Annotated in this window: 20 protein-coding genes; 17 read left to right on the forward strand and 3 right to left on the reverse strand. The window is 67.5% G+C overall.

The features are described 5' to 3' along the window. Nucleotides 1-4 precede the first annotated feature (4 nt). Nucleotides 5-553: an NUDIX domain-containing protein gene (locus tag IV112_RS07850; protein WP_304002557.1), complete on the forward strand. Its 549-nt coding sequence runs from the start codon at nucleotides 5-7 to the stop codon at nucleotides 551-553. 244 nt (nucleotides 554-797) lie between these two features. On the opposite strand, the gene folK is transcribed toward IV112_RS07850, so the two are convergent. Continuing rightward, nucleotides 798-1,298 carry a 2-amino-4-hydroxy-6-hydroxymethyldihydropteridine diphosphokinase gene (folK, locus tag IV112_RS07855; protein ID WP_304002559.1) on the reverse strand — a complete coding sequence of 167 codons (501 nt, stop codon included), beginning with the start codon at nucleotides 1,296-1,298 and terminating at the stop codon, nucleotides 798-800. Between the two features lie 162 nt (nucleotides 1,299-1,460). On the opposite strand from folK, the gene IV112_RS07860 reads away from it, so the two are divergent. Further along, nucleotides 1,461-1,886 (forward strand): hemerythrin domain-containing protein, encoded by a 426-nt coding sequence (locus IV112_RS07860; RefSeq protein ID WP_304002561.1) that lies wholly within the window; start codon nucleotides 1,461-1,463, stop codon nucleotides 1,884-1,886. 9 nt (nucleotides 1,887-1,895) lie between these two features. Here the strand turns inward: IV112_RS07860 and smpB are convergent, their stop codons facing one another. Beyond that, entirely contained in the window at nucleotides 1,896-2,342 is a 447-nt protein-coding gene (gene smpB / locus IV112_RS07865; protein ID WP_020165267.1) for an SsrA-binding protein SmpB, read from the reverse strand. A gap of 93 nt (nucleotides 2,343-2,435) precedes the next feature. On the opposite strand from smpB, the gene IV112_RS07870 reads away from it, so the two are divergent. Both IV112_RS07870 and IV112_RS07875 read left to right on the forward strand, forming a co-directional pair. Continuing rightward, entirely contained in the window at nucleotides 2,436-2,879 is a 444-nt protein-coding gene (locus IV112_RS07870) for a type II toxin-antitoxin system RatA family toxin (protein WP_304002564.1), read from the forward strand. Then, nucleotides 2,879-3,202 (forward strand): RnfH family protein, encoded by a 324-nt coding sequence (locus IV112_RS07875; RefSeq protein ID WP_304002566.1) that lies wholly within the window; start codon nucleotides 2,879-2,881, stop codon nucleotides 3,200-3,202. The genes IV112_RS07870 and IV112_RS07875 overlap by 1 nt, the downstream gene beginning before the upstream one ends. Nucleotides 3,203-3,211: 9 nt before the next feature. On the opposite strand, the gene IV112_RS07880 is transcribed toward IV112_RS07875, so the two are convergent. After that, nucleotides 3,212-3,649: a DUF4124 domain-containing protein gene (locus IV112_RS07880; protein ID WP_304002568.1), complete on the reverse strand. Its 438-nt coding sequence runs from the start codon at nucleotides 3,647-3,649 to the stop codon at nucleotides 3,212-3,214. 106 nt (nucleotides 3,650-3,755) lie between these two features. Here IV112_RS07880 and guaB point away from each other — a divergent pair, with 106 nt between their 5' ends. The 13 genes from guaB (at nucleotide 3,756) to IV112_RS07945 (ending at nucleotide 24,453) form a co-directional block, all read left to right on the forward strand. Then, nucleotides 3,756-5,216, forward strand: coding sequence for an IMP dehydrogenase (gene guaB, locus IV112_RS07885; RefSeq protein ID WP_304002569.1), 1,461 nt, complete (start codon nucleotides 3,756-3,758; stop codon nucleotides 5,214-5,216). A 44-nt stretch (nucleotides 5,217-5,260) separates the two neighbouring features. Continuing rightward, nucleotides 5,261-5,641, forward strand: a complete 381-nt coding sequence (locus IV112_RS07890; protein WP_304002571.1) for a four helix bundle protein — start codon at nucleotides 5,261-5,263, stop codon at nucleotides 5,639-5,641. A 35-nt stretch (nucleotides 5,642-5,676) separates the two neighbouring features. Beyond that, complete coding sequence (guaA, locus tag IV112_RS07895; RefSeq protein ID WP_304002573.1) at nucleotides 5,677-7,281, forward strand: glutamine-hydrolyzing GMP synthase; 1,605 nt, start codon at nucleotides 5,677-5,679, stop codon at nucleotides 7,279-7,281. A 183-nt stretch (nucleotides 7,282-7,464) separates the two neighbouring features. Then, nucleotides 7,465-7,977: a sigma-70 family RNA polymerase sigma factor gene (locus IV112_RS07900; RefSeq protein WP_304002576.1), complete on the forward strand. Its 513-nt coding sequence runs from the start codon at nucleotides 7,465-7,467 to the stop codon at nucleotides 7,975-7,977. Continuing rightward, nucleotides 7,974-8,981, forward strand: coding sequence for a FecR domain-containing protein (locus IV112_RS07905; RefSeq protein WP_304002578.1), 1,008 nt, complete (start codon nucleotides 7,974-7,976; stop codon nucleotides 8,979-8,981). Before IV112_RS07900 ends, IV112_RS07905 begins: the two co-directional genes overlap by 4 nt. Before the next feature lie 116 nt (nucleotides 8,982-9,097). Then, on the forward strand, nucleotides 9,098-11,569 hold the full coding sequence (locus IV112_RS07910) for a TonB-dependent receptor (RefSeq protein ID WP_304002579.1): 2,472 nt from the start codon (nucleotides 9,098-9,100) through the stop codon (nucleotides 11,567-11,569). Between the two features lie 14 nt (nucleotides 11,570-11,583). Continuing rightward, entirely contained in the window at nucleotides 11,584-12,315 is a 732-nt protein-coding gene (locus tag IV112_RS07915) for a DUF4198 domain-containing protein (RefSeq protein WP_304002581.1), read from the forward strand. A gap of 157 nt (nucleotides 12,316-12,472) precedes the next feature. After that, nucleotides 12,473-13,579: an HD-GYP domain-containing protein gene (locus tag IV112_RS07920; protein WP_304002584.1), complete on the forward strand. Its 1,107-nt coding sequence runs from the start codon at nucleotides 12,473-12,475 to the stop codon at nucleotides 13,577-13,579. Further along, nucleotides 13,563-16,439 carry a PAS domain S-box protein gene (locus tag IV112_RS07925; protein ID WP_304002586.1) on the forward strand — a complete coding sequence of 959 codons (2,877 nt, stop codon included), beginning with the start codon at nucleotides 13,563-13,565 and terminating at the stop codon, nucleotides 16,437-16,439. The genes IV112_RS07920 and IV112_RS07925 overlap by 17 nt, the downstream gene beginning before the upstream one ends. A gap of 208 nt (nucleotides 16,440-16,647) precedes the next feature. Next, nucleotides 16,648-17,661, forward strand: coding sequence for an ABC transporter substrate-binding protein (locus IV112_RS07930; RefSeq protein WP_304002588.1), 1,014 nt, complete (start codon nucleotides 16,648-16,650; stop codon nucleotides 17,659-17,661). Then, nucleotides 17,658-20,666, forward strand: coding sequence for a PAS domain S-box protein (locus IV112_RS07935; protein ID WP_304002592.1), 3,009 nt, complete (start codon nucleotides 17,658-17,660; stop codon nucleotides 20,664-20,666). The genes IV112_RS07930 and IV112_RS07935 overlap by 4 nt, the downstream gene beginning before the upstream one ends. Continuing rightward, a complete protein-coding gene (locus IV112_RS07940; RefSeq protein ID WP_304002594.1) occupies nucleotides 20,663-21,109 on the forward strand; it encodes a response regulator in 447 nt (148 codons plus the stop codon). The genes IV112_RS07935 and IV112_RS07940 overlap by 4 nt, the downstream gene beginning before the upstream one ends. Beyond that, nucleotides 21,109-24,453 carry an EAL domain-containing protein gene (locus IV112_RS07945; protein ID WP_304002597.1) on the forward strand — a complete coding sequence of 1,115 codons (3,345 nt, stop codon included), beginning with the start codon at nucleotides 21,109-21,111 and terminating at the stop codon, nucleotides 24,451-24,453. The genes IV112_RS07940 and IV112_RS07945 overlap by 1 nt, the downstream gene beginning before the upstream one ends. Nucleotides 24,454-24,518 lie beyond the last annotated feature (65 nt).

Consider the following 24,518-nt stretch of genomic DNA (forward strand, 5'->3'; position numbering starts at 1 on the left):
ACGGATGGCGGAGGACCTGACCGAAAGCACGCTGGACAGCCGTCAGGTCTACGACGGTGTCCTGCTCAAGGTCTATCAGGATCAGGTCCGCCTGCCGGACGGCAAGCAGGCGATCCGCGAGTACATCAAGCATCCGGGCGCCGTCGTCATCATCGCCATCCTGCCGGACGGGCGCATGGTGTTCGAGCGTCAGTTCCGCTACGGCCCGCGGCGCGTCTTCCTCGAATTTCCGGCTGGCAAGATCGATCCGGGCGAGCCGATCGAACAGACGGCCATCCGCGAACTGCGCGAGGAAACCGGCCACGAGGCCGACAGCTGGGAACACCTGGGCACGATGCACCCCTGCATCGGCTATTCTGACGAACGCATCGAAATCTTCCTCGCCCGTGGGCTGCGCCACGTCGGCGCTTCGCTCGACGAAGGTGAGTTCCTCGAAGTCACCGCGCTGTCGCTGGAAGCCGCAATGTCGGCGGTCTGGCGTGGCGAACTAACCGACGCCAAGACGCTGGCCGCCCTGATCTGGGCGCAGCGCGTGTTCGCCCAGGGCTTCTGAGCCCCTGCATCTGAGTTGCTGATCCGGCGGCCCGCCGGGCGGCAGTCAGTTGCGGCATTGGCAAGTGACGGCGATCGCGCCGCTGCCGCAGGCTTCGATGCAGGCCGTTGTCGGGGTCAGAAGACCCCTCCCACAGAACCGTCGCTCGGACTCCGGCCGCGGCTCGGGCGCCTCTCCCTGTGGGAGCGGCCTTGGCCGCGACTGCGGCGGTCCGACAGGGGCACCATCGACGGCGGCGTCCGACTTACTCGGCGACGCGCTGGATGGGCTGGTCCTGACAGTGGGCGAGCCAGGCGTTCGCCGGTCCGATGCCCGGAATCACTACGTCCGGCGACACCTCCAGCAGCGGCAGCAGCACGAAGGCGCGCAGGTGCGCGCGTGGGTGCGGCACGTTCAGCGTGTCGGTGTTGATCACGCGGTCCTCGTACAGCAGCACATCGAGATCCAGCGTACGCGGCGCGTTCAGGAATTCGCGCACGCGGCCGTGCGTGCGCTCGATGTCGAGCAGGGCGTCGAGCAGGGCCTGCGGTTCCAGCGTCGTGCGTACGCGCGCAACGGCGTTGATGAAATCGGGCTGGTTGTCGTAGCCGATCGGCGCCGTGCGGTAGAGCGACGATTTCCGTTCGAGCACGATGCCCTGCGTGGCGGCCAGTTCGTCGAGCGCTGCGCGTACCTGCTTTTCCGGATCCGCCAGGTTGGCGCCAAGCCCGATGTGGGCGATGTGGGTGGGGGCTTCTTGGCTCATGTCGTGTTCTCGTGATCTGGCCGCACTTTAGCACCGCCGGCCCCGGCGCCTCCGCGCCGCGGCGCCATTGTGGCGGCCGCGACACGGCGCAAACCTAATCTGGATCAAGGTGCACCGTCCGCCCGGCGGGCACAGTGCGCGCCATCCACGAAAGGAGCCGCCATGTCCGCACTCGAACTGAAGCAGGAACACGTACTCGGCCTGGCGCCGATGGACGACATCCACCGCGAATTCATGCAACTGCTGGCCCGTCTTGACGATGCGACGGCCCCCGCTGCGCTGCCGGTACTCGATGAACTGGTGGCGCACACCGAAGCGCATTTCGCGCAGGAGGACGTGTGGATGGAGGCTTCCGACTTTCCGCCGCTGCACTGCCATCGTGGCGAACACGAGCGCGTGCTCGAGGTGCTGCGCGAGGTCAGACGCCTGGCGGCGGCCGGCGATGCGGGCATCGTGCGTACGCTGGTGCGCGAACTGCCAGTGTGGTTCGAGCACCACGCCTCGACCATGGACACCATGCTGGCCGAGCACATCGCCCGCACCGGATACGACGCGCGGACGACGCTGCCGGAACTGGCGGAAGCCTGATCGTTCCGCTCAGACGCGGTCGCGCATCAGGCGCGCCTTTTCGCGCTCCCAGTCGCGTTTCTTCTCGGTCTCGCGTTTGTCGAACTGCTTCTTGCCCTTGGCCAGACCGATCTCCAGCTTGATGCGGCCGCGGGTGTAGTGCAGGTTCAGCGGCACCAGCGTGTAGCCGGCGCGCTCGACCAGACCGATCAGCTTGCTGATCTCGTTCGCGTGCAGCAGCAGCTTGCGGCTGCGCGTCGGGTCGGGCTTGATGTGGGTGGAGGCGGTCGGCAGTGGCGATACGTGCATGCCGATCACGTACACCTCCTCGCCCTTGAGCACCACGTACGCTTCCTTCAGCTGCGTGCGGCCGGCGCGGATCGCTTTCACCTCCCAGCCTTCGAGCACGAGGCCCGCTTCGAAGCGTTCCTCGATGAAGTAGTCGTGAAAGGCCTTCTTGTTGTCGGCAATGCTCATGAAGTGAAACCGGTGAGGGGCGTGCTGAAATGAAATCGGGGCTGCGTCGGGTGCGCCGCCGCGGATAGAATTGCGATTTTACCTTCTGATGACATGGCCGAAGTCCGAAAAACCGTGCTCATCGAGCGCAGTGCCGAACAGATGTTCCGCCTCGTCGATGACGTGGAACACTATCCGCAGTTCCTGCCCTGGTGCGGCGGCAGCCAGCTGATCGAGCGCACCGAGGTGCTGACGCGCGCGCGTATCGACATCAACTACCACGGCGTCAAGGCTCACTTCGTCACCGCCAACGACAAGGTGTTCCCGCGCAGCATGACCATCCGCCTGGTCGAAGGACCGTTCAACAGGCTGGACGGCACCTGGCTGTTTACGCCGCTGGGCGAGGTCGCCTGCAAGGTCGAGTTCAACCTGCATTACGAGTTTTCGAGCCGGCTGATCGAGAAGGTGGTCGGGCCGGTGTTCAGCCATATCGCCAACACCTTTGTCGACGCCTTCGTGAAGCAGGCCGATCGCCAGTACGGGCAGGGAACGCAGTGATGAGCGACAAGATCCACGTGCAGGTTGCGTATGCGCTGCCCGAGCGGCAGGACATCGTGACGATGGAACTGGCCGCAGGTGCCACCGCACAGCAGGCAGTCGAGGCGTCCGGACTGCTGCAGAAGTATCCGGACATCGATCTGGCGAAGAACAAGCTCGGCGTCTTTTCCAAGCTGGTCAAGGCCGACCAGGTGCTGCGTGATCGCGACCGCGTGGAAATCTACCGCGCGTTGATCGCGGACCCGAAGGAAGTGCGGCGACAGCGCGCCGCCGAGGGCAAGGTGCTCAAGAAGGGCGGCGGTGAGGCCGAACCGGCGGCCTGATCCGCGTCCTTACTTGCACCACTCCGACACCGACTTCTGCGCTTCTTCCATTTCCTTCGCCCGCCCGGCGTCGTCGAGGAATTCGCGTTCGCCCTGGGTGTTGAAGCGCACGATGCGCTGGCCCGACTGCAGCGCCGCGAGCTTGCTGCGCGCCCGGGTGCAGTTCTCGGCCATCCGGTCTTTCTCGGCCTGTTCCTTGGCCTGTTTGGCTTCCGATTCCAGCCGTTCGTCGCGGCGTTTCTGGAACTCCTGCAGCTTCTCCTGCACCGAACCCGAACTGTCGCCGGACGGCGGCGGCGGATTGATGTTCTTCTTCGTCGCGTTGGCGCCCGGCGGCGGGGTGTCGGAAAAAACGGTGCGTCCCTGGGCGTCCTTGTACTGGTAGACCTGGGCGGCGCAGGCGAGCGGAACACTGAGCAGCACGGCTGCGGCGATACGGACGAGCACTTCACAACTCCTCGATTGAGCGCCTTCTGGCGCGGCTTTCAGGGCCGGGTGCAGACGGCTGCGTCGACCGGCGTATAATACGTTTTTGCTAGTTGGGAAAGTAGTCATGCGTGTTATCCAGAAGGCGCTGACCTTCGACGACGTGCTCCTCGTGCCGGCGCACTCCAATGTGCTGCCGCGCGACGTCAGTCTCAGTACCCGTATCTCCCGCAACATCCGCGTCAATCTTCCGCTGCTGTCCGCCGCAATGGACACCGTCAGCGAAGCCCGGCTGGCCATCGCGCTGGCCCAGGAAGGCGGCCTCGCGATCATCCACAAGAACCTCACCGCCAAGCAGCAGGCAGCCGAAGTGGCCAAGGTGAAGCGTTTCGAGGCCGGTGTCCTGAAGGACCCGATCACCATCTCTCCCGATATGACGGTTCGCGAGCTGCACGGGTTGACACGCAGCCATCGCATTTCCGGTTTCCCGGTGCTCGATGGCGAGCGCGTGGTCGGCATCGTGACCAACCGCGACCTGCGTTTTGAAACCAATCTCGACCAGCCGGTCTCGCGCATCATGACGCCGCGCGAGCGCGTCGTGTTCGTGCGCGAAGGCGCGTCGCTCGACGAAGCGCGTTCGCTGATGCACAAGAACCGCCTCGAACGCGTGCTGGTGCTGGGCGAGAACGATACGCTGCGCGGGCTGATCACGGTCAAGGACATGCTGAAGTCGACCGAACACCCGCTCGCCGCCAAGGACGCGCACGGCCGACTGCGTGTCGGCGCTGCGATCGGTGTCGGCGAAGGCACCGAAGACCGCGCCGCAGCGCTGGCCGAAGCAGGCGTTGACGTCATCGTCGTCGACACTGCGCACGGCCATTCTCAGGGCGTGCTCGACCGCGTGAGCTGGGTCAAGCGCACCTTCCCGCACATCGACGTGATCGGCGGCAACATCGCCACCGCCGACGCTGCGCGCGCGCTGGTCGATGCCGGCGCCGACGGCGTCAAGGTCGGCATCGGTCCCGGTTCGATCTGCACCACCCGCATCGTCGCCGGTGTCGGCGTGCCGCAGATCACCGCCATCGACAACGTCGCCACCGCACTCGCCTCGACCGACGTGCCGATGATCGCCGACGGCGGCATCCGCTACTCCGGCGACATCGCCAAGGCAGTCGCCGCCGGCGCCAACGCCGTCATGCTGGGCGGTCTGCTGGCCGGTACCGAAGAGGCCCCGGGCGAGATCGAACTGTTCCAGGGTCGTTCCTACAAGTCCTACCGCGGCATGGGCTCGCTCGGCGCGATGCAGCAGGGCGCCGCCGACCGCTACTTCCAGGACCCGGCGTCCAACGCCGACAAGCTGGTGCCGGAAGGCGTCGAAGGCCGCGTGCCCTACAAGGGCCCGGTGGTGAACGTGATCACCCAGCTGATGGGCGGCCTGCGCGCATCGATGGGCTACTGCGGCTGCGCCACGGTGGACGAAATGCGCTCGAAGGCGCAGTTCGTCGAGATCACCTCGGCCGGCATCCGCGAGTCGCATGTGCACGACGTGCAGATCACCAAGGAAGCGCCGAACTATCACGTTGATTGAGGGGCTGGGGAACAGGGGCCAGGGGCTGGAGGGGCCGGGGCTGGATGAGCGAGGTGCGCAGCTATCGCGATTTGCTGGTCTGGCAACGAGCAATGGATCTTGCCCTTGCTGTCTATTCCCTGAGCCGGAGTTTCCCCGAAGGCGAGCGCTTCGCGCTGGTGAGCCAGTTGCGACGTGCCGCCGTTTCGGTCCCCTCGAATATCGCAGAAGGCCATGCAAGAAGCTCCACGCGTGATTTCCTGCGTTTTCTGTCGATCGCTGCCGGCTCTCTTGCCGAGATCGAAACCCAGCTCCTTCTTTCGCATCGCCTTGATTACGTGGATGCGCAACGAATGAACGTTACGCTGAAGGACGCCGATGAACTCGGCCGGATGATCAGAGGTTTGCAAGCCTCCCTCTCGTCGCGCCTCGCGGACTCCCCCTAGTCCCCAGCCCCTGTCCCCTGATTCCTGAATACCCCATGCACAACAAGATCCTCATCCTCGATTTCGGCTCCCAGGTCACCCAGCTCATCGCGCGCCGCGTGCGCGAGGCGCACGTGTATTGCGAAATCCATCCGTGCGACGTGAGCGACGATTTCGTGCGCGGCTTTGGCGCGCAGGGCGTCATCCTGTCCGGCAGCCACATGTCGGCCTACGAGGAATCGACCGACCGTGCGCCGCAGGCGGTGTTCGATCTGGGCGTGCCGGTGCTGGGCATCTGCTACGGCATGCAGACGATGGCGCAGCAGCTGGGCGGCAAGGTGGAGGCGGGCACGGTGCGTGAGTTCGGGTATGCCGAAGTGCGCGCCCGCGGCCATACGAAGCTGCTCGACGGCATCGAGGATTTCCGCACCGAGCAGGGCCACGGCATGCTCAAGGTGTGGATGAGTCATGGTGACAAGGTGACCGAACTGCCGCCGGGCTTCGTCGTGATGGCGTCGACCGACAGCTGTCCGATCGCCGGCATGGCGGACGAGGCGCGCCGTTTCTACGGCGTGCAGTTCCACCCGGAAGTCACCCATACCGCGCGCGGCGCCGACCTGCTGCGCCGCTTCGTGCTCGACGTGTGCGGCTGCAAGGGCGACTGGATCATGGGCGACTACATCGCCGAAGCGGTCGAGCGCATCCGCGAACAGGTCGGTGACGAAGAGGTCATTCTCGGCCTGTCCGGCGGCGTCGATTCGTCGGTGGCGGCTGCGCTGATCCACCGCGCCATCGGTGACCAGCTCACCTGCGTGTTCGTCGATCACGGCCTGCTGCGTCTGAACGAAGGCAAGATGGTGATGGACATGTTCGCCGGTCGCCTGCACGCGCGGGTGATCCATGTCGACGCGGCCGACCAGTTCCTCGGCCACCTGAAGGGCGTGTCCGACCCGGAAGCCAAGCGCAAGATCATCGGCCGCGAGTTCGTCGAGGTGTTCAAGGCGGAAGCGGCCAAGCTGAAGGCGGGCGACGGTGGCCACAAGGGCGCCACCTTCCTCGCCCAGGGCACCATCTACCCGGACGTGATCGAATCCGGCGGCGCCAAGAGCAAGAAGGCCACCACGATCAAGAGCCACCACAATGTGGGCGGCCTGCCGGAACAGCTGGGCCTCAAGCTGCTGGAACCGCTGCGCGAACTGTTCAAGGACGAGGTGCGCGAACTGGGTGTGGCGCTCGGCCTGCCGCGCGACATGGTGTACCGCCACCCCTTCCCGGGGCCGGGTCTGGGGGTGCGCATCCTCGGCGAGATCCACGCCGAGTACGCCGACCTGCTGCGCCGCGCCGACGCCATCTTCATCGAGGAACTGCGCGCCACCATCGACCCGCAGACCGGCAAGAGCTGGTACGACCTCACCAGCCAGGCCTTTGCCGTCTTCCTGCCGGTGAAGTCGGTCGGCGTGATGGGCGACGGTCGAACCTACGAATGGGTCGTCGCGCTGCGCGCGGTGCAGACCCAGGACTTCATGACCGCCCACTGGGCCGAACTGCCGCACAGCCTGCTCGGCCGCGTCAGCAACCGCATCATCAACGAGGTGCGGGGCATCAACCGGGTGGTGTACGACATCTCGGGCAAGCCGCCGGCGACGATCGAATGGGAGTGATGCACCGCCCTGCGGGCGCGTGAAGCGACAGATAACCCCGGACCTGCTCCGGGGTTTTTCTTTTCCGGTCGCCGTTCTCTGTCGCCGATTGCCGCCCGCGCCCTCCCTCTCTACAATGCGAACAATTATCAATTGCATTGATGCCTGTCTGCAGCCGCGGACCGGGCGCGAGGGGAGTGCGCAGTGCGGACTGTCGAATGTGAGCTGCAGCGGGAGGCGGAGGATCTCTACAGGGGTCATCACGGCTGGCTGCAGGGCTGGCTGCGCCGCAAGCTGGGCGACGCAATGGAGGCCGCCGATATTGCGCAGGACGTGTTCATCCGCGTGCTGACGCGGCAGCAGCCGGTGCGTGCCCATGAGCCGCGCGCCTATCTGTCGACCATCGCGCGCGGCCTGGTGATTGACCATTGGCGCCGGCGCGCACTCGAACGCGCCTGGCTCGATACGCTGGCGGTGCTGCCGGAAGCCGAAGCGCCGTCGCCCGAAAATCGCGCGCTGGTGCTGGAGGCGCTGATCGAGATCGACCGCATGCTCGACAGCCTGAAACCTCAGGTGCGCACGGCCTTCCTGTGGGCGCAGCTCGAAGGCCTGAGCTGCCCGCAGATCGCCAGCCGGCTCGGTGTGTCGCTGGCCACCGCCGAGCGCTACGTCGCCCGCGCGCTGCGCCACTGTTACGCGCTGCGTTTCGAATCGTGAGCGGCGGACTGTCTGCCGCGGCCAGCGAGCGTCTGCCGGACGACATCGTCGACGCCGCGATCGCGTGGTCGGTGCGGCTGGACTACAACACCGCGACGCCGGCGGCGAAGCAGGCCTTCGCGCGCTGGCTCGATGCCGATCCGCGCCACGCGCAGGCGTGGGGCAGGGTGGCGGCGCTGCGCAGCGACTTCTCCGGCCTGCCGGCAAGGTTGGCGCAGGACGTGCTGCAGGCGGCCGAGGCCGGGCGCCGCGGGGCCGCGGTCGGCAGACGACGCGCCCTGCGCGTGCTGTCGCTGTCCGGCGTGGCGCTGGCGAGCGGATGGGTGGTGCGCGAGACCACGCCCTGGCAGCGTCTGCTGGCGGACGCGAGCACGAGAGTCGGCGAACAGCGCACGCTGCGTCTGGCCGACGGCAGCGTCGTCATGCTGAACACGGACAGCGCGATCAGCGCCGATTTCTCCGCTGAGCGCCGTGTGCTGGTGCTGCGCCGTGGCGAAATCATGATCACCACCGGCGACGATGCAGGCGCTGCCGCGAAGCGCCCGTTCTGGGTCAGCACGCCCTTCGGCACCTTGCGCGCGCTGGGCACCCGTTTCGTCGTGCGGCTGGAGCGCTCCGAGGTGCGGGTCAGCGTGCAGGAGGGCGCAGTCGAGGTGCATCCGGCCGACGGCGGCGAGACCGTCGTGATCCACAGCGGCGAGCGCAGTGTGCTCGGCCCGACAGGCACCTCGCGGCCGGTCGCGGCGGATGCGGATGACGATGCGTGGACGGATGGCGTCATCACCGGCCGCGACATGCGGCTGGCCGACCTGCTGGCCGAACTGTCGCGCTACCGCAGCGGCCGCATCGTCTGCGATCCGCAGATCGCGGACTGGCGCGTGTCCGGCGTGTTCCACGTGCGCGACACCGAGCGCGCGTTGCGCTTCCTGGCGCAGGTGCAGCCGGTGGTCGTGCGCTACCGCACCCGCTACTGGGTCATCGTCGAGGCGGACCGGACAGGCTGAACACGGCCGCCCAAGAAATTTTCGACTGAAGTGAGGGGATGCGCGGTCTCGTCCGGCCTCTGCAGTGAAGGCGCCCGTTTGGGTGGCGCTTCTTCCAACCGGACTCGAACACCGTCATGAATGCTCCTCTTTCCGCTTACGCGTCGCCGGCGCGCGCGCATCCCCCGTTGAAGACGCTCGCTGCCGCGTTGCGTATCGCCCTGCTGGGCCTGACCATGACGGCGGCCGCACTGCCGCATGCTGTCCGTGCGCAGGAGGCTGCCGCGCCATCGGCGGCCGGCGTGCTGCATTTCAGCCTGCCTGCAGGTCCGCTGGCCACGACGCTCGACCGCTACGCGCGTATTGCCGGCGTCAATGTGTCCTACGAAGCGGCGCAGCTGGCTGGCGTACGTTCGCGCGGGCTGGAGGGCGACTACACCGTCGAGGGCGCACTGCAGGCGCTGCTGGCCGATACCGGTTTCGAGGCTGTCGCGCGCGGGGGCGGCTACGCCGTACGCAGGGGCGCCGCGCGTCCGTCGTCGGCCGGCGGCGAGGTGCCGGTGCTGGACGCGGTGCGCGTGCGCGCCGAGGCCGAATCCCTCCATCCGCTGCCGGCCCTGCAGGCGGGCGGCCAGATGGCGCGCGGCGGACGCCTCGGCATGCTGGGCAACGCCGACGTGATGGACGCGCCATTCAGCGTCAGCAGCTACAGCGTCGGCATGATCGAGGACAGGCAGGCGGTCAGCGTGGCCGACGTCGTCGGCAACGACCCGTCGATCCGCATCTCCGGCCACCCGGGTGACATCCTCGACACCTTCTTCATCCGCGGCTTTCCGATCGGCGACCAGAATTCGGGCGAGATCGCCTTCGACGGCGTGCATGGCGTGGCGCCGAACTACCGCGTGCGGGTCGACTACGCCGAGCGCATCGAGGTGATCAAGGGGCCGACCGCGCTGCTCTACGGCATGTCGCCGGCCAGCAGCGTGGGCGGCACCATCAATATCGTGCCCAAGCGCGCCGGCGCCGACGACCTCACGCGCTTCACCGCGAGCGCGTCGCCGAATGCGCAGTACGGCGGCCACCTCGACCTGAGCCGCCGCTTCGGGCCGGATCGTCGCCTCGGCATCCGTTTCAACGGCAGCGTGCATGACGGTGACACCGGCATCGACAAGCAGTCTCGCGCGGCAACCGTCGGCGCGCTGGCGCTCGACTACAGCGGCGACAGGCTGCGCGCCACGCTGGACATCGTCGATCAGCGCGAGGACATCGACGCGCCGTCGCGCCGTCCATTCCTCGGCGCTGGCGTGGCGGTGCCGTCAGCGCCCGACGGACGGCGCAACGTGTCGCAGCGCTGGGAGCGTTTCGAAACCGAGGACCAGTCGGTGCTGGCCCGCGTCGAGTACGCGGCGAGCGAGCAGCTCACGCTGTTTGCCGGCGTCGGTGGCGGACGCACGCGGGTCGATCGCCTGTTCGGCAATCCGACCGTACTGAATGCGGCCGGCGATACGAGCACGGTGCCGCAGCGCTTCCGCTTCGACGTCGACCGCAGCACCGCAGAAGCGGGCCTGCGCGCGCGCTTCGGAACCGGCCCGGTGCGTCACGTGGTGAGTGCGCAGGTCAGCACCTACCGTGACCGCCTCGGGCGCATTTCGGCCAACGGCACCGCGGTGCTGTCCAATCTGTACGCGCCCTTCGACAGCCCGGCGCAGGACGTGCAGCTGGCGGGCGACGTGCCGCGCGTGTCGGTCACCGAACTGAGCGGTTTCGCGCTGTCCGACACGCTGTCGATGTATGACGAGCGCCTGCAGCTCACGCTGGGCGTGCGCCGCCAGCGGGTGGAAACCGACAACTTCAACCCGTTGAACGGCGCGCTGACGACGGCCTACGACGAAAGTGCGCTGACGCCGCTGGTCGGCATCGTCGTCAAGCCGTGGCAGCGGGTGGCGCTGTACGCCAACCACATCCAGGGTCTGAGCCGCGGCGACATCGCGCCGCCGTCGGCCAGCAACGCGGGCGAGGTGTTCGCACCGTACAAGGCGCGGCAGAACGAAGTGGGCGTGAAGGCCGAGATCGGCGGCGTCATCGCCACGTTGAGCGCCTTCCAGATCACCAAGCCGAGCGGCCAGCTGACCGGCACCGTGTTCGCGGTCGATGGCGAACAGCGCAACCGCGGCGTCGAACTGGCGCTGTCCGGCGAAGCCGCGCCCGGCCTGCGTCTGCTCGGCGGCGTGACGCTGCTCGACGCCGATCTGACGCAGACCAATTCTGCTGCGACGCTGGGCCGCACGGCGGTCGGCGTGCCGTCCTTCATGGCCAACCTCGGCGCCGAGTGGGACGCAACCTTCCTGCCCGGCGTGACGCTGACCGGCAACGTGATGCACACCGGCAGCCAGTACGTCGACCGCGCCAACACGCTGCGCGTGCCGGACTGGACCACCGTCGACCTCGGCGCGCGCTACCGCACCACGGTGGCCGGCCGCGCAACCGTCTTCCGCGCCCAGTTGCGCAATGCCTTCGATCGCAACTACTGGGCCGGCGTGTCGCAGTACGGCAGCCTGGTGCAGGGTGCGCCGCGCATGCTGCTGCTGTCGGCCACCGTCGATTTCTGAGCGGGGGGAGCGCGATGAACGCATTCCGCATGGTGGCGGCGCTGCTGCTGCTGACGATGGCAACGCCCGGCTGGGCGCACGGCATCTGGTTCGCCCAGCGTGCCAGTCGGCTGGCGCTGGTCTACGGCGAAGGCGCCGAGGACGTCGAGGTGTTCAGCCGCCGTGACCGCATCACGGCGCTGCAGGCCTTCGACGCGGCCGGTCGTCCGGCGGTGGTGCGTACCGTGCCGGCCGAGCCCATGGTGTTCGTCAGCGCCGACGCCGCGGCCGCCGTGCTGGCGACGACGATGGACAACGGCCACTGGTCGCGCCTGCCTTCGGGCAAGTGGATGGCGGGGACGAAGGACACGGTGCCCGGCGCCACCACCACCGGCCGTTACCTGAAGTACGGCACGCATCTTCTGGCGGCGCCGGCCGGTGAAATGCAGCCGGTGGCCGGCATGGCGTTCCAGATCGTGGCCGTCGGGAAGCGCTTTCCGCAGCGCAGCGGAGACGCGCTGACGGTGCGCGTGCTGCACGAAGGGCGGCCGCTGCCCGGTGTCGAGGTGTGGCCGGACCTGGTCAATGACCCGGACGGCCCCCCGGCGCGGACTGATGCCGACGGGCTGGCGACCGTCACGGTGCGCAACCAGGGCCTCAACGTGATCCGCGCCGAATACGTCGCACGCGGCGATGGCGATGGCAAGGTCGATCTGGTCGAACATTTCGCCACCCTCAGTTTCGCGCTGAAGCCGCCCGCCGAATGACTGCCTGACCGCAACGGTCCGTCCGCCACCGGCCGCCGTGGCGGGCAGACTGTAAAAATTCCTGCGTTTCCGATCTGTTTGCGCACACAGATGTTGTCGGCCGCACCTAACCGGTGCAGTCTCCGCATGTTACAAAGCGCACGCGGAAATCATTACCTTGCACCAGCGACTGGACCCTGCGAGCACGACGATACTGATCGTCGACGACATGTCGGAAAACCTGGAAGTGCTCGACGGCCTGCTGCGCAATGCCGGCTATCGCGTGAAGGCGGCGAAGAACGGTGTCGCCGCGCTGCGGCTGGCCACCGACCGCGATGCGCCGTCGCTCATCCTGCTCGACGTGATGATGCCCGGCATGGACGGTTACACGGTTCTCGAGAGGTTGCAGAACGATCCCGTGACCAGCGGGATTCCGGTCATCTTCGTCACGGCGCTGACCGAGGCCGGCGACGAGGAAGCCGGGCTGGCCATGGGCGCGGTGGACTACATCTCCAAGCCGATCAAGCCGGCCGTGCTGCTTGCGCGCGTGCGCGCCCATCTGCAGGCCAAGCTGGCGCGCGACCTGATGCGCGATCAGAACGCCTGGCTGGAGGCCGAAGTCAGCCGGCGCATGGAAGAGAACGAGCAGATCCAGGCGGTGAGCATCCGTGCGCTGGCCAATCTGGCCGAGACGCGCGACCACGAGACAGGACGCCACATCCGCCGCACCCAGGCCTACGTACGGGTGCTGGCCGAGGCGCTGGCAGGCAACCCGCGCTTCGCGCCGGTACTGACGCCGGCCTGGATCGACCTGCTCACCCAGTCGGCGCCGCTGCACGACATCGGCAAGGTCGGCATTCCGGACCACATACTGCAAAAGCGCGGCAAGCTCGACGCCGACGAGTGGGCGGTGATGAAGACGCACGCCGAGATGGGGGCGCGCGCCATCGAGTTTGCCGAGCGCGACGAGGTGAAACCGGCCGCCTTCCTCGCTCTGGCGCGCGACATCGCGCACTGGCACCACGAGCACTGGGATGGCAGCGGCTACCCCGACGGGCTGGCCGGCGAGGCGATCCCGCTGGCGGCACGGCTGATGACGGTGGCCGACGTGTTCGACGCGATGATGTCGCGCCGCGTCTACAAGTCGCCGTTTCCGGCCGACGAGGTCCGGGCCCACATCGTCGAGCGGCGCGGCACGCATTTCGATCCGGACGTCGTCGACGTGTTCATCGAGCGTTATTCCGATTTCATCGACATCGCGAGGCGACATGCCGACCCGGTCTGAGTGGTCCGCCGCGTCCCCGTCGGGACAGGCACGCAGCGACGCGATCTGGGGCATGCGGATGACGGTGCTCGCCTACACCGGCATCGCGTCGCTGTGGATACTGCTGTCGGACGAACTGCTGCTCGCGCTGACCGACGATCCGAAGCGGTTTGCGCTGGCCAGCACCTTCAAGGGCTGGGCCTTCGTTGCCGTCACCGCCGGCGCGCTATATCTGCTGATGCGCCGCCTCACCGGGCGCGCCCTCGACGCGCTCGAGCGCGAGAACGTGTCGTTGACGGCCCGCGCGCGTGCCGAATCGCTGCTCGATGCGATTGTCCGAAGTTCGTCCGACCCGGTGTTTGCCAAGGACAGCGAAGGGCGCTACCTGGTTAGCAATCCGGAAGTCGTGCGCCTGCTCGGCATTCCCGAGACATCCATGCTCGGCCGCACCGACGCCGAGCTGCTGGCGCCGGAGGTGGCGCGCCGCACGATGGACAACGACCGCATCGTCATGTCCGGCGGGCAGGTGGTGCGCTTCGAGGAGCACCTGCCGACCGCCGACGGCGAACGCATCTTCCTCAGCACCAAGGGCCCGCTGCGCGACGCCAGCGGGCACGTGATCGGCATGTACGGCGTGGCGCGCGACATCACCGAGCGGCTCAACGCCGAGCGTGCGCTGCGCGACAGCGAAGAGCGATTCCGTACCCTGTTCGAACATTTCCCGGTGGCCTACCAGTCGCTCGACGCGCAGGGCCGTTACATTCACGTCAATCCCATGCTGTGCGCCTTGCTCGGCTATCGCGAGGGCGAACTGCTGGGCCGCGCTTTCGGAGACTTCTGGATGCCGGCCGAGCGCGCGGAATTCGCGGCCACCTTCGAGCGTTTCAAGCGCGACGAGCGCATACAGGCCGAACTGCGACTGCAGCATCGCGACGGCCACGCCGTCGTTGTCTGGCTGGTCGGGCGCGTGCAAGTCGATGCGCGGGGAAATTTCGAGCGCACGCATTGCGTCCTCGCCGACCTCAGCCAGCGGGTCGCTGCAATGCAGGCGCAGGAGGAACGCGAGACGCTGTTGCGCCAGATCGGCGAACTGGCGCACATCGGCGCCTGGGCGGTCGATCTCGAAAGCGGTCGTCTGAGCGCCACCGACGAGGTTGCGCGCATTCACGAGGCGGATCCGGCGTCGGTCGACACGCTGGCCAGCGCCCTGCAGTTTTTCCGCGAGCAGGACCGGCTGCGCATCGAGGCGGTCATCGAAGGCGCGGTCGAGCGGGGCGAGCCGTGGGATATCGAGGCGCAGATGTCCACCCGGGCCGGGCGCCAGAAGTGGGTACGCGTGCTCGGCACGCCGGTGACCGAGCACGGCCGTGTGGTGCGCCTGCGCGGCACCGTGCAGGACGTGACCGAACGTCGGCGGATGGAACTCGAACTGAGCCGCCACCGCACGCATCTGGAGGAGCAGGTGCAGTCGCGCACCGCCGAACTGGCCGTCGCCAAGGAGGCGGCCGAAGCGGCGAACCGCTCGAAGAGCCAGTTTCTCGCCAATATGAGCCACGAGATGCGTACGCCGATGAATGCCATCATCGGCTTGACGCACCTGCTGTGGAAATCGCCGCTCGACGCCTCGCAGCGCGAGCACGCTCAGAAGATCGGTGCGGCGGCCAAACATCTGCGGCACATCATCGACGACGTGCTCGACCTGTCGCGCGTCGAAGCGGAGAAGCTGGTGCTCGAAGCGGCCGCCTTCCGCCTCGATGGGCTGCTCGAACAGGCGCGCTCGATGATGATCGAGCGCGCCGAGGAACGCGGCCTGGCCCTGCGCGTGCAGACGGACGACGGCGTGCCGGCGACGCTGCGCGGCGACGTCACCCGTTTGCGCCAGGCGCTGCTGAACTACCTCAGCAATGCGGTCAAGTTCACCGAGCAGGGCAGCGTCACGCTGAGCGTCGCCGTGGTCGAGCGTGGCGACGACAGCGTGCTGCTGCGCTTCGAGGTCAGCGACACCGGCATCGGCATCGAGGCGCACGATCTCGCCCGCCTGTTCAGCGCCTTCGAGCAGGCCGATGCATCGACCACGCGCAAGTACGGCGGCAGCGGACTGGGGCTGTCGATCACACGCCGTTTGGCGCGCCTGATGGGCGGCGATGCCGGTGTCAGCAGCGAGCCGGGGCGCGGCAGCCGTTTCTGGTTTACCGCCCGGCTCGGCGTGGTGGCCGACATGGCCGATCTGGCGGTGCCGTTCGTGGTCGACGCGCGGGCGCGCCTGGAACGGGATTTCGGCCGCAAACGCATCCTGCTGGTCGAAGACCACGACATCAACCGCGAGGTGCTGCTGGCGCTGCTGCGCGACGCGGGCCTGCAGGCAGACGTCGCCGCCGACGGCGTCGAGGCGCTGGAGCGCGCGGCCGGCGAGCGCTACGACCTGGTGCTGATGGATCTGCAGATGCCGCGCATGAACGGCACCGACGCCACACGCCGTCTGCGCGCGCTTCCCGGCTGGGCGCATGTGCACATCGTCGCGGTCACCGCCAACGCCTTTGCCGACGACCGCGCCGCCTGTGCGGCGGCAGGACTGGACGACTTCATCGCCAAACCGGTCGAGCCGGAAGCCTTTTACACGCTGCTGCTGCGCTGGCTCGGCGCTGGCGACGCGGCTTCGGAACCGCCGCCGCGGCCGTGTGCCGGCGAGGCCAGGGCGGTGGTCGAGCGCCTGCTGCCGCTGCTCGAAGCCGGCGACACCCGTGCCGGCGCGCTGGCGCGCGAATCGGCGGCCATCCTGCAGGCGCTGGGCCCGGATGGCGCCAACCTGCTGCGCTGCATTGCCGCCTTCGACTACGATGCCGCCCTGGCGGCGGCGCGTGCATTGCTGGCGGCGACCTGACGCCCGACCGTCCGCACTAAAGATTGATCTGGGGCAGCCGTTGCACACTGCAGGTCATGGTAGGGTCTGCTGACCATCGATTCGTGCGTCCGGCAGCGGGCACGTGGCTGCGCCGGGACGGCGCGACGAGCATAAAGAATTGCGGACGCGCGAGCGACGCCGCCCTGCCGAGTTGCCGCCAACATTCCTGCCGCCCGGAACCTGCAGCATGACAGAACAACCGATTGCGGGCCGTCTGCCCGGCCGTGTCGTGTCCGCCCTGTGCGCGCTCGTCGCGGGCGTGGCGATGACCCTGCTGGCCGGCTGTGGCGAGGCGCCGCAGCTGCCGCTGCGCGTCGGTCTCAATCCGTGGGTGGGCTACGACCCGCTGGTGCTGGCGCGCGAACGCGGGTTGTTCAGTGCATCGGACCTGCGCGTGGTCGAGCTGGAGACGAGCAGCGAAAGCGCGCGCCAGTTGCGCAACGGCCTGATCGAGGCGGCCGGACTGACGCTGCCGGAGGCGGTCGAACTGGCGGCGGCGGGTATCGACGTGCGGGTGGTGGCGGTGCTCAGCCTGTCCAGGGGCGCCGACGCGGTGCTTGCACGCCCCGGCATCGGTTCGGCCGATCGCCTCGGAGGCGGGCGCATCGGCCTCGAAGACACCGCGCTGGCGTCCATCATGCTGCAGCGCCTGCTCGAGGCAGGCGGCTTGCGGCGCGACGATGTAAGCCTGGTCACGCTGCCGGTGATCGAGCACGAATCGGCGCTGAAGGCGGGCCGTGTCGATGCGGTGATCACCTTCGAACCGGTCATCTCCCGACTGTCGTCGGCCGGCTTCGTCGTCGTGCTCGACAGCGCCAACATGACAGGCGAGGTCGTCGATGTACTGGTGGTGCGCGCCGACGCGCTGCAGGCTCGACCGCATCAGGTGCAGGTGCTGCTCGGTGCGTTCGAAGCCGGGCGGCGCGAAATGCTGGCGCGTCCGGCCGAGGCGGCGAATTCGCTGGCGGCCGGCGCCGACCTCACCGTAGATGAGTACGCGCTGGCCCTGTCCCGCCTGAACATGTACAGCGACGCGCAGAGCCAGGCACTGCTCGCCTCACCGACCGATTCGCCGGCGCTGGGTCTGGCGCGGCTTTCGAGCGACCTGAAGGCCAGCGGCCGCATGATGGCCGACCCCGACTGGGCGCGCCTGTTCGTGCCCGGCCTGGTACCGGACCGTGACGGGAAGGGCGCGCAATGAAGCTGCCGTCGCGCACCTTGGTGCCGTTGCTGCTGACCGTATTCGCGCTGCTGCTGGCCGTGTTGAACAACATTCTGCAGGTGCGCGAATACCGGCAGCTGGTGGAGTATGAACAGTCGCAGTCGCTGACCGAGCGCCTGGGTGTCGAGCAGTCGGTGCTCGACCTGCACATCGCCAACGACAACCTTCCGCAGTTGCGCCGCATGGTGGCCGAACTCGGCCTGCGCCCGAACCTGACGCACGCCTACCTGATCGCGCCCGGCGGGCGCGTCGTCGGTTCGCTGGCGCGCGCCGACGTCGGTCAGCCGCTGGTCGACAAGGTGATGGACCCGGCCGGCAACCCGCTGCTTGAGTTGAATACGTCCCCTGACCGTTCCTTGCGCATCGAGCGTTCGGCCGACGATCGCGCGCTGCTGGCGGTGCTGACGCTGGCGGCCGGTCACCGCCTGCTGGTGCGTACCGACCTCGAACTGCCGCTGGCGCAGCGCCTGCACGCGAGCCGACTCGAACTGTGGCGCCATGCGGCGACCATCCTGCTGTCCGCGCTGTTGCTGGCGCTGTTCCTGCACCTGATCTGGTTCCGTCGCACGCAGAGGCTGGTCGAAGCCGTGCGCGAGGTCGGCCGCGGGCGGCTCGATACCCGTGTCAGCATCGACGGCCGCGACGAACTGGCGCAGATCGGTGGTGCGATCAACGACATGGCGCTGAAACTGCAGGCGCAGCATGCGGCGCTGCGTGACAGCGAGACGCGCATGCGCGCCGTGTTCGAGCAGGCGGGCGTCGGTGTCGCCCGCATCGACAGCCGGCTGGGACGCTTCGTCGACGTGAACGCGAAGTATTGCGCCATCGTCGGCTACAGCCGCGACGAAATGCTGGCGCTCGATTTCATGCGCATCACCTATCGCGACGATCTGGCGGTCGACCTGCAGCACATGGAGGCGCTCAAGCGCGGCGACATCCGTGAGTTCTCGATGGACAAGCGCCTGGTCCACAAGGACGGTCACATCGTCTGGGTGAACTTCAGCGTGACGCCGCTGTGGGCGCCCGGTGAGGCGCCGGACTACCACATCGCGGTCGTGCAGGACATCACGTCGCGGCACGAGGCGGAGCAGGCGCTCAAGCTGGAGCGCAATCGTCTGCAGGCGGCGGAGCGCATCGCCCGCCTCGGCAGCTGGGAGTTCTATCCGGCGCTCGGGCGCGGCTGGTGGTCTGAGCAGATGTACGAGTTCTTCGGGCTCGATCCGGCTGCCGGCATCCCGCCGATCGACGACTACCTCGCCTGCATTCACCCGGACGACCGGCCGAGCGTGGCGCAGGCCATGCGGCAGATGGCCGAGGCGGCGCCCCACCTTACGCCGACGATCTACCGCACGGCCCCTGAGCGCGGACCGGTCCGCCACCTGCAGCCGTCGGCCGAATGCGTCACCGACGCCGCCGGCCGGGTGATCAAGTACACCGGCATGCTGCTCGACGTGAGCGCCTCGGTCGAGGCCGAACAGGCGCTGCGTGCGTCGGAGGAACGCCTGCGCGCGACGCTGGAATACGCGCCGAACGTGGCGGTGCAGTGGTTCGATCGCGACGGTCGCGTGCTGTACTGGAATCACGCCTCGGCAACGCTGTACGGATGGAGCATGGACGAGGCACTGGGGCGCGGCGTCGACGAACTGATGTTCGGCAGCGACGAAGCTCGCGATTTCGTCGAACTGCTGGCGCGCGTCGAGCGCGACAAGGTGCGCATCGGACCGCTCGAATACACGGTGCGCCACCGCAGTGGTGCGTTGCGCCAGGTCGAGGCCAGCACCTTTGCCATTCCGGGCCTGCAGGGCGAACCGATCTTCGTCTGCATGGACGTCGACGTGACGGCGCGGCGCAGCGCGGAAAAGGCGGTCGAAAAGGAACGCACCTACCTGCGCACGCTGTTTTCGGCGCTGCCGGATTTCGTATGGGTGAAGGACATCGAAGGCCGCTACCTGTCGTGCAACCGCATGGTCGAACAGTTCTTCGGCCTGCCGGAGGCCGATCTCGCCGGCAAGACCGACCACGACTTCTTCCCGACCGAGGTGGCGGACCTTTTCCGCGCGCAGGACGAGGAAACCGTGCGCACCGGGCTGCGCAGCATCCATGAATCCACGGTCAGTTCGGACGTGACCGGCGAATGCCTGCGCGTGCAGACGATCAAGGTACCGATGCGCAGCGAGGATGGCACGCTGATCGGCGTGCTCGGCATGGCGCGCAACATCACCGAACTGCGCGACGCGCAGGACGAACTGCGCGCGCTCAACCGCGACCTCGAACAGCGGGTGAGCGAGCGCACGCAGGCGCTCACCGCGGCGATGAAGGAGCTCGAATCCTTTTCCTACGCCGTGTCGCACGACCTGAAGGCGCCGCTGCGCGGCATCGACGGCTACAGCCGCATCCTGATCGAGGACTACGGTGACCGGCTCGACGAGCAGGGGCGACGTTTTCTCGGCAATATCCGCAACGGTGCATCGCAGATGCACGCCCTGATCGAGGACCTGCTGGCCTATTCGCGCATGGAGCGGCGCGCGCTGGAGGCGAGCCGCGTCGATCTGGGCGAGCTGATGCGCAGCGTGCTGACCCGTCGCGCCGACGAGATCGCGGCAGCGTCGGCGCAGATCGTCGGCGAGGTGCCGTCGCTCATCGTGCGCGCCGACCGGCAGGGGCTGGACCTGGTGTTGCGCAATCTGATCGACAACGCGCTGAAGTTCAGCCGCGACGCGAAGCCGCCCATCATCACGCTGAGTGCGCGAAGCGAAGGGGAGCGCATCGTGCTGTCGATACGCGACAATGGCATCGGATTCGACATGAAGTACCACGAGCGGATTTTTGAGATATTCCAGCGCCTGCACCGCAGCGAAGAGTTCGCCGGTACCGGCGTTGGCCTGGCGCTGGTGCGCAAGGCGATGCAGCGCATGGGCGGTCGCGTTTGGGCGGAAAGCGCGCCCGGCGAAGGCGCCTGCTTCAATCTGGAGTTTCCTGCATGATCACTGCGGTCAATCAGCAGCAGCCCTTCACGCTGCCCATACTGCTGGTCGAGGACAATCCGGTCGATATCGACCTCACCTGCCGCGCCTTCGCGCGTAGCCATCTGCACAACCCGATCAGCGTCGCCCGTGACGGCGAGGAGGCGATCGGCCTGATCGACCGCTGGGAGGCTGGCGAAACGCCGCCGTCGCTGATCCTGCTCGACATCAACCTGCCGCGCGTGAATGGCATCGAGGTGCTGCGCCACCTGAAGGTGCATCCGAAGTACCGGCGCATTCCGGTGGTCGTGCTCAGTTCGTCGTCGGAAGACCGCGATCTGCACGACGCCTACGCGCTGGGCGTCAATTCCTTCATCGTCAAACCAGTGGATTTCGATCGTTTCGTCGAAGCGGCGGGACAGATCGAACGCTACTGGTGCGAACTCAACCAGCGCCCTGTCTGATGCGCGTCCTCTACACCGAAGATTCGGAGTTCGACGCCGATCTCACGCAGCGGGCGCTGGCACGCTGCGGGCGCGACATCGAGCTGCAGATCGCGACGACGCTGGCGCATGCGCGCAGCCTGCTCGAATCCGGGCAGTTCGACCTGCTGCTGACCGACCTCAAGCTGCCCGACGGCACCGGGCTGGAACTGCTCGCCCACGTGCGCGAACAGGGCTGGCCGCTCGCCGTCGTCGTGCTGACCGGTTCGGGCGACGGCGACGCGGCGATCGCCGCGCTGAAGGCGGGCGCCGACGACTACCTGATTAAGCGCGACCAGTATCTGGAACGCCTGCCGCGCGTGATGGACGCGGCTGTGGTGCGCCAGCGCTCGATGAAGGCGCGCCGTGACCGGCCGATACGCGTGCTGTCGGCCGCCGTCGGCGGAAACGAACTGGAGCGCATGCGCCGTCACCTGCTGAAGCATGCGCCGCACATCCGGCTCGATGCCGTCGTCCGCATCGACGACGTCGCGCCCCGTTTGCCGGCCACCGGCGAAGAAGCCGAATTCGACGTGCTGCTGCTCGACGCCGGTCCGCATCCGGCAGACGCGCTCGAACTGGTACGGCGCATCCGGCTGGAGCGTCTGCTGCAGTTGCCGGTCGTCATGATGGCCGGCCGCGAAAGCGAGGAACTGGCGTCCAGTGCGCTGCACCTCGGTGTCGACGACTATCTTGTTCAGCACGAAGGCTATCTGTTCGAACTGCCGTCCACGCTGGAGAAGGTGCACCGTCGTGCCGAGCTGGCGCGCGAGGAGCGACGCCTGCGCGACACCAATCAGCGCATGGCGCAACTGCTCGCCTCCAGCCCGACCATTGTGTACAGCCTCAGCGTGCAGGATGGCGCGGCGCACCCCACCTGGGTGAGCGAGAACGTCAGCCGAATCCTCGGCTACCCGATCGCCGAGGCGATGCAGCCGGGCTGGTGGATCGATCACATTCATCCGCAGGATCGGGAGCGGGCGCTGGACGGCATGGCGACCCTGATGCGTGAAGGTCACCTGAGCCATGAATACCGCTTCCGCTGCGGTGACGGACGCGAAATCTGGGTACGCGACGACTTGCGGCGGGTCAGCGAGGCCGGCGCACCGGTGGCGGACATCGTGGGTTCATGGACCGACATCACGGCGAACAAGCGTGCTGCGCTCGTGAACGAGGCGCGCACCGAGGTGCTCGACCGTGTGGTGCAGGTGGCGCCGCTGGAATCCATCCTCGAAACGATCGCGCTGCGCATGCAGGCGATCGAGGCCGACATGCGCGTGTCCATCGTGCTGCTCGACGAAGCCAGCGGTCATCTGCGCAATGGGGCGGCGCCCAGCCTGCCCGATTACTACAACCAGGCACTCGAGGCGCTGAAGCCGGGCGAAGGCGTCGGCTCCTGCGGCACGGCGATCTGGAGCGGTGAGCCCATACTGGTTGGCGATGTGCTGGACCACCCGTACTGGACGCCCTATGTCGATCTCGCGCGTCGCGTCGGTTTCCGCTCCTGCTGGTCGGTGCCGTTCAAGGACGAAGCCGGGCGCGTGCTCGGCTCCTTCGCCGTCTATCACGACGCACCGGGCCTGCCCGATGACGAGCAGTTCAAGCTCATCGTCGAATTCAGCCGCATCACCGCACTGGCCGTGCAGAAGGTGCGCGCCGGCCGCGCGCTGAGGCAGGCGGCGGCGGTGTTCGAAAGCACGCGCGACGGCGTTTTCATCACCGATCTGGACGCCAGCATCGTCGCCGTCAATCGTGCCTTCACCGACATCACCGGCTACAGCGAATTCGAGGCGCTGGGAAGCAATCCGCGCATCCTGCAGTCGGGTCGTCACGACATGTCCTTCTACAAGGCGATGTGGCGTGCGGTTCTGGAAAGCGGCTTCTGGCAGGGCGAGGTGTGGAACCGGCGCAAGAGCGGCGAGCTGTACCAGCAGTTGCTGAACATCAGCACGGTGCGTGACGAATCCGGACAGGCCAGTCACTACGTCGCGGTGATGACCGACATCAGCCAGCTCAAGCGCTCCGAAGCCAAGCTCGATCACCTGGCCCACCACGACCCGCTGACCGACCTGCCGAACCGCCTGCTGCTGCAGTCGCGCGTGCAGCATGCGATCGAGCGCGCCGAGCGGCAGCATGAGCACGTCGGGCTGCTGTTCATCGATCTCGACCGCTTCAAGAACGTCAATGACAGCCTGGGTCACCCGGTCGGCGACGAACTGCTGGGCGCCATCGCGCAGCGCCTGCGCGCGCGTCTGCGCGAGGCAGACACGCTGGCGCGTCTGGGCGGCGACGAATTCGTGCTGCTGATCGAGAGCATGACCGCGCCCGAAGATGCCGCCCACGTCGCCCATTCGCTGCTCGAACTGATGCAGGCGCCGTTCCGCCTCGCCCAGGGACGCGACATCTACATCGGCGCCAGCATCGGCATCGCCGTCTATCCGGAAGACGGCACCACGGTGACCGAGCTGATCCAGCATTCCGACGTCGCGATGTATCAGGCCAAGGAAGCGGGCCGCGGTGCCTTCCGCTTCTACACCGAGGCGATGAGCCGGGCCGCGCAGGACAGACTGCATCTGGACACGCGGCTGCGCCGCGCGCTCGAACGCGGCGAATTCCGTCTGCATTACCAGCCGCAGATCGACATGGCGAGCGGCCGCGTGGTCGGCGCCGAGGCGCTGATCCGCTGGATGGATCCGGACGAGGGCATGGTGTCGCCGGCCCGTTTCATTCCAGTGGCCGAGGAAAGCGGCCTCATCGTGCCGATCGGCGAGTGGGTGCTGCGCACCGCGTGCGCCCAGGCGCGTGCCTGGCAGGATGCCGGTCATGCGCTCAGCATCGCCGTCAACCTGTCGGCGCGCCAGTTGCAGCACGCCGACATGGCGCAGTACCTGTCGGTGCTGATGGCCGAGTCCGGTCTGCAGGCCGGACGGCTCGAATTCGAATTGACCGAATCGATGCTGGCGGACGATCTCCAGCAGACCGAAGAACGCCTGCGTGCGCTGAAGGCGCTCGGCGTTGCGCTGTCGATCGACGACTTCGGCACCGGCTACTCGTCTCTGGCCTACCTCAAACGCTTCCCGATCGACGTGCTGAAGATCGATCAGAGCTTCGTGCGCGACATCCCGCAGGACCGCAACGACATGGAAATCGCCGCCACCATCATCGCGATGGCGCACACGCTGAAGATGCGCGTGGTCGCCGAAGGCGTCGAAACCGAAGAGCAGCTCGCCTTCCTGAAGGACCGCGAATGCGACGCCTGGCAGGGCTATCTGTTCAGCAAGCCGGTGCCGGCGGAGGAGTTCGAGGCGCGCTTCCTGCGCACCTGAAGCTCTGCGGCCCTGGCCGCGTCTCGGCCAAGGCCGCTCCCACAGGGATCGCGCCCGATTCGTGG

This window comes from Methyloversatilis discipulorum (assembly GCF_018780585.1).
Classification (GTDB): Bacteria; Pseudomonadota; Gammaproteobacteria; order Burkholderiales; family Rhodocyclaceae; genus Methyloversatilis; species Methyloversatilis discipulorum_B.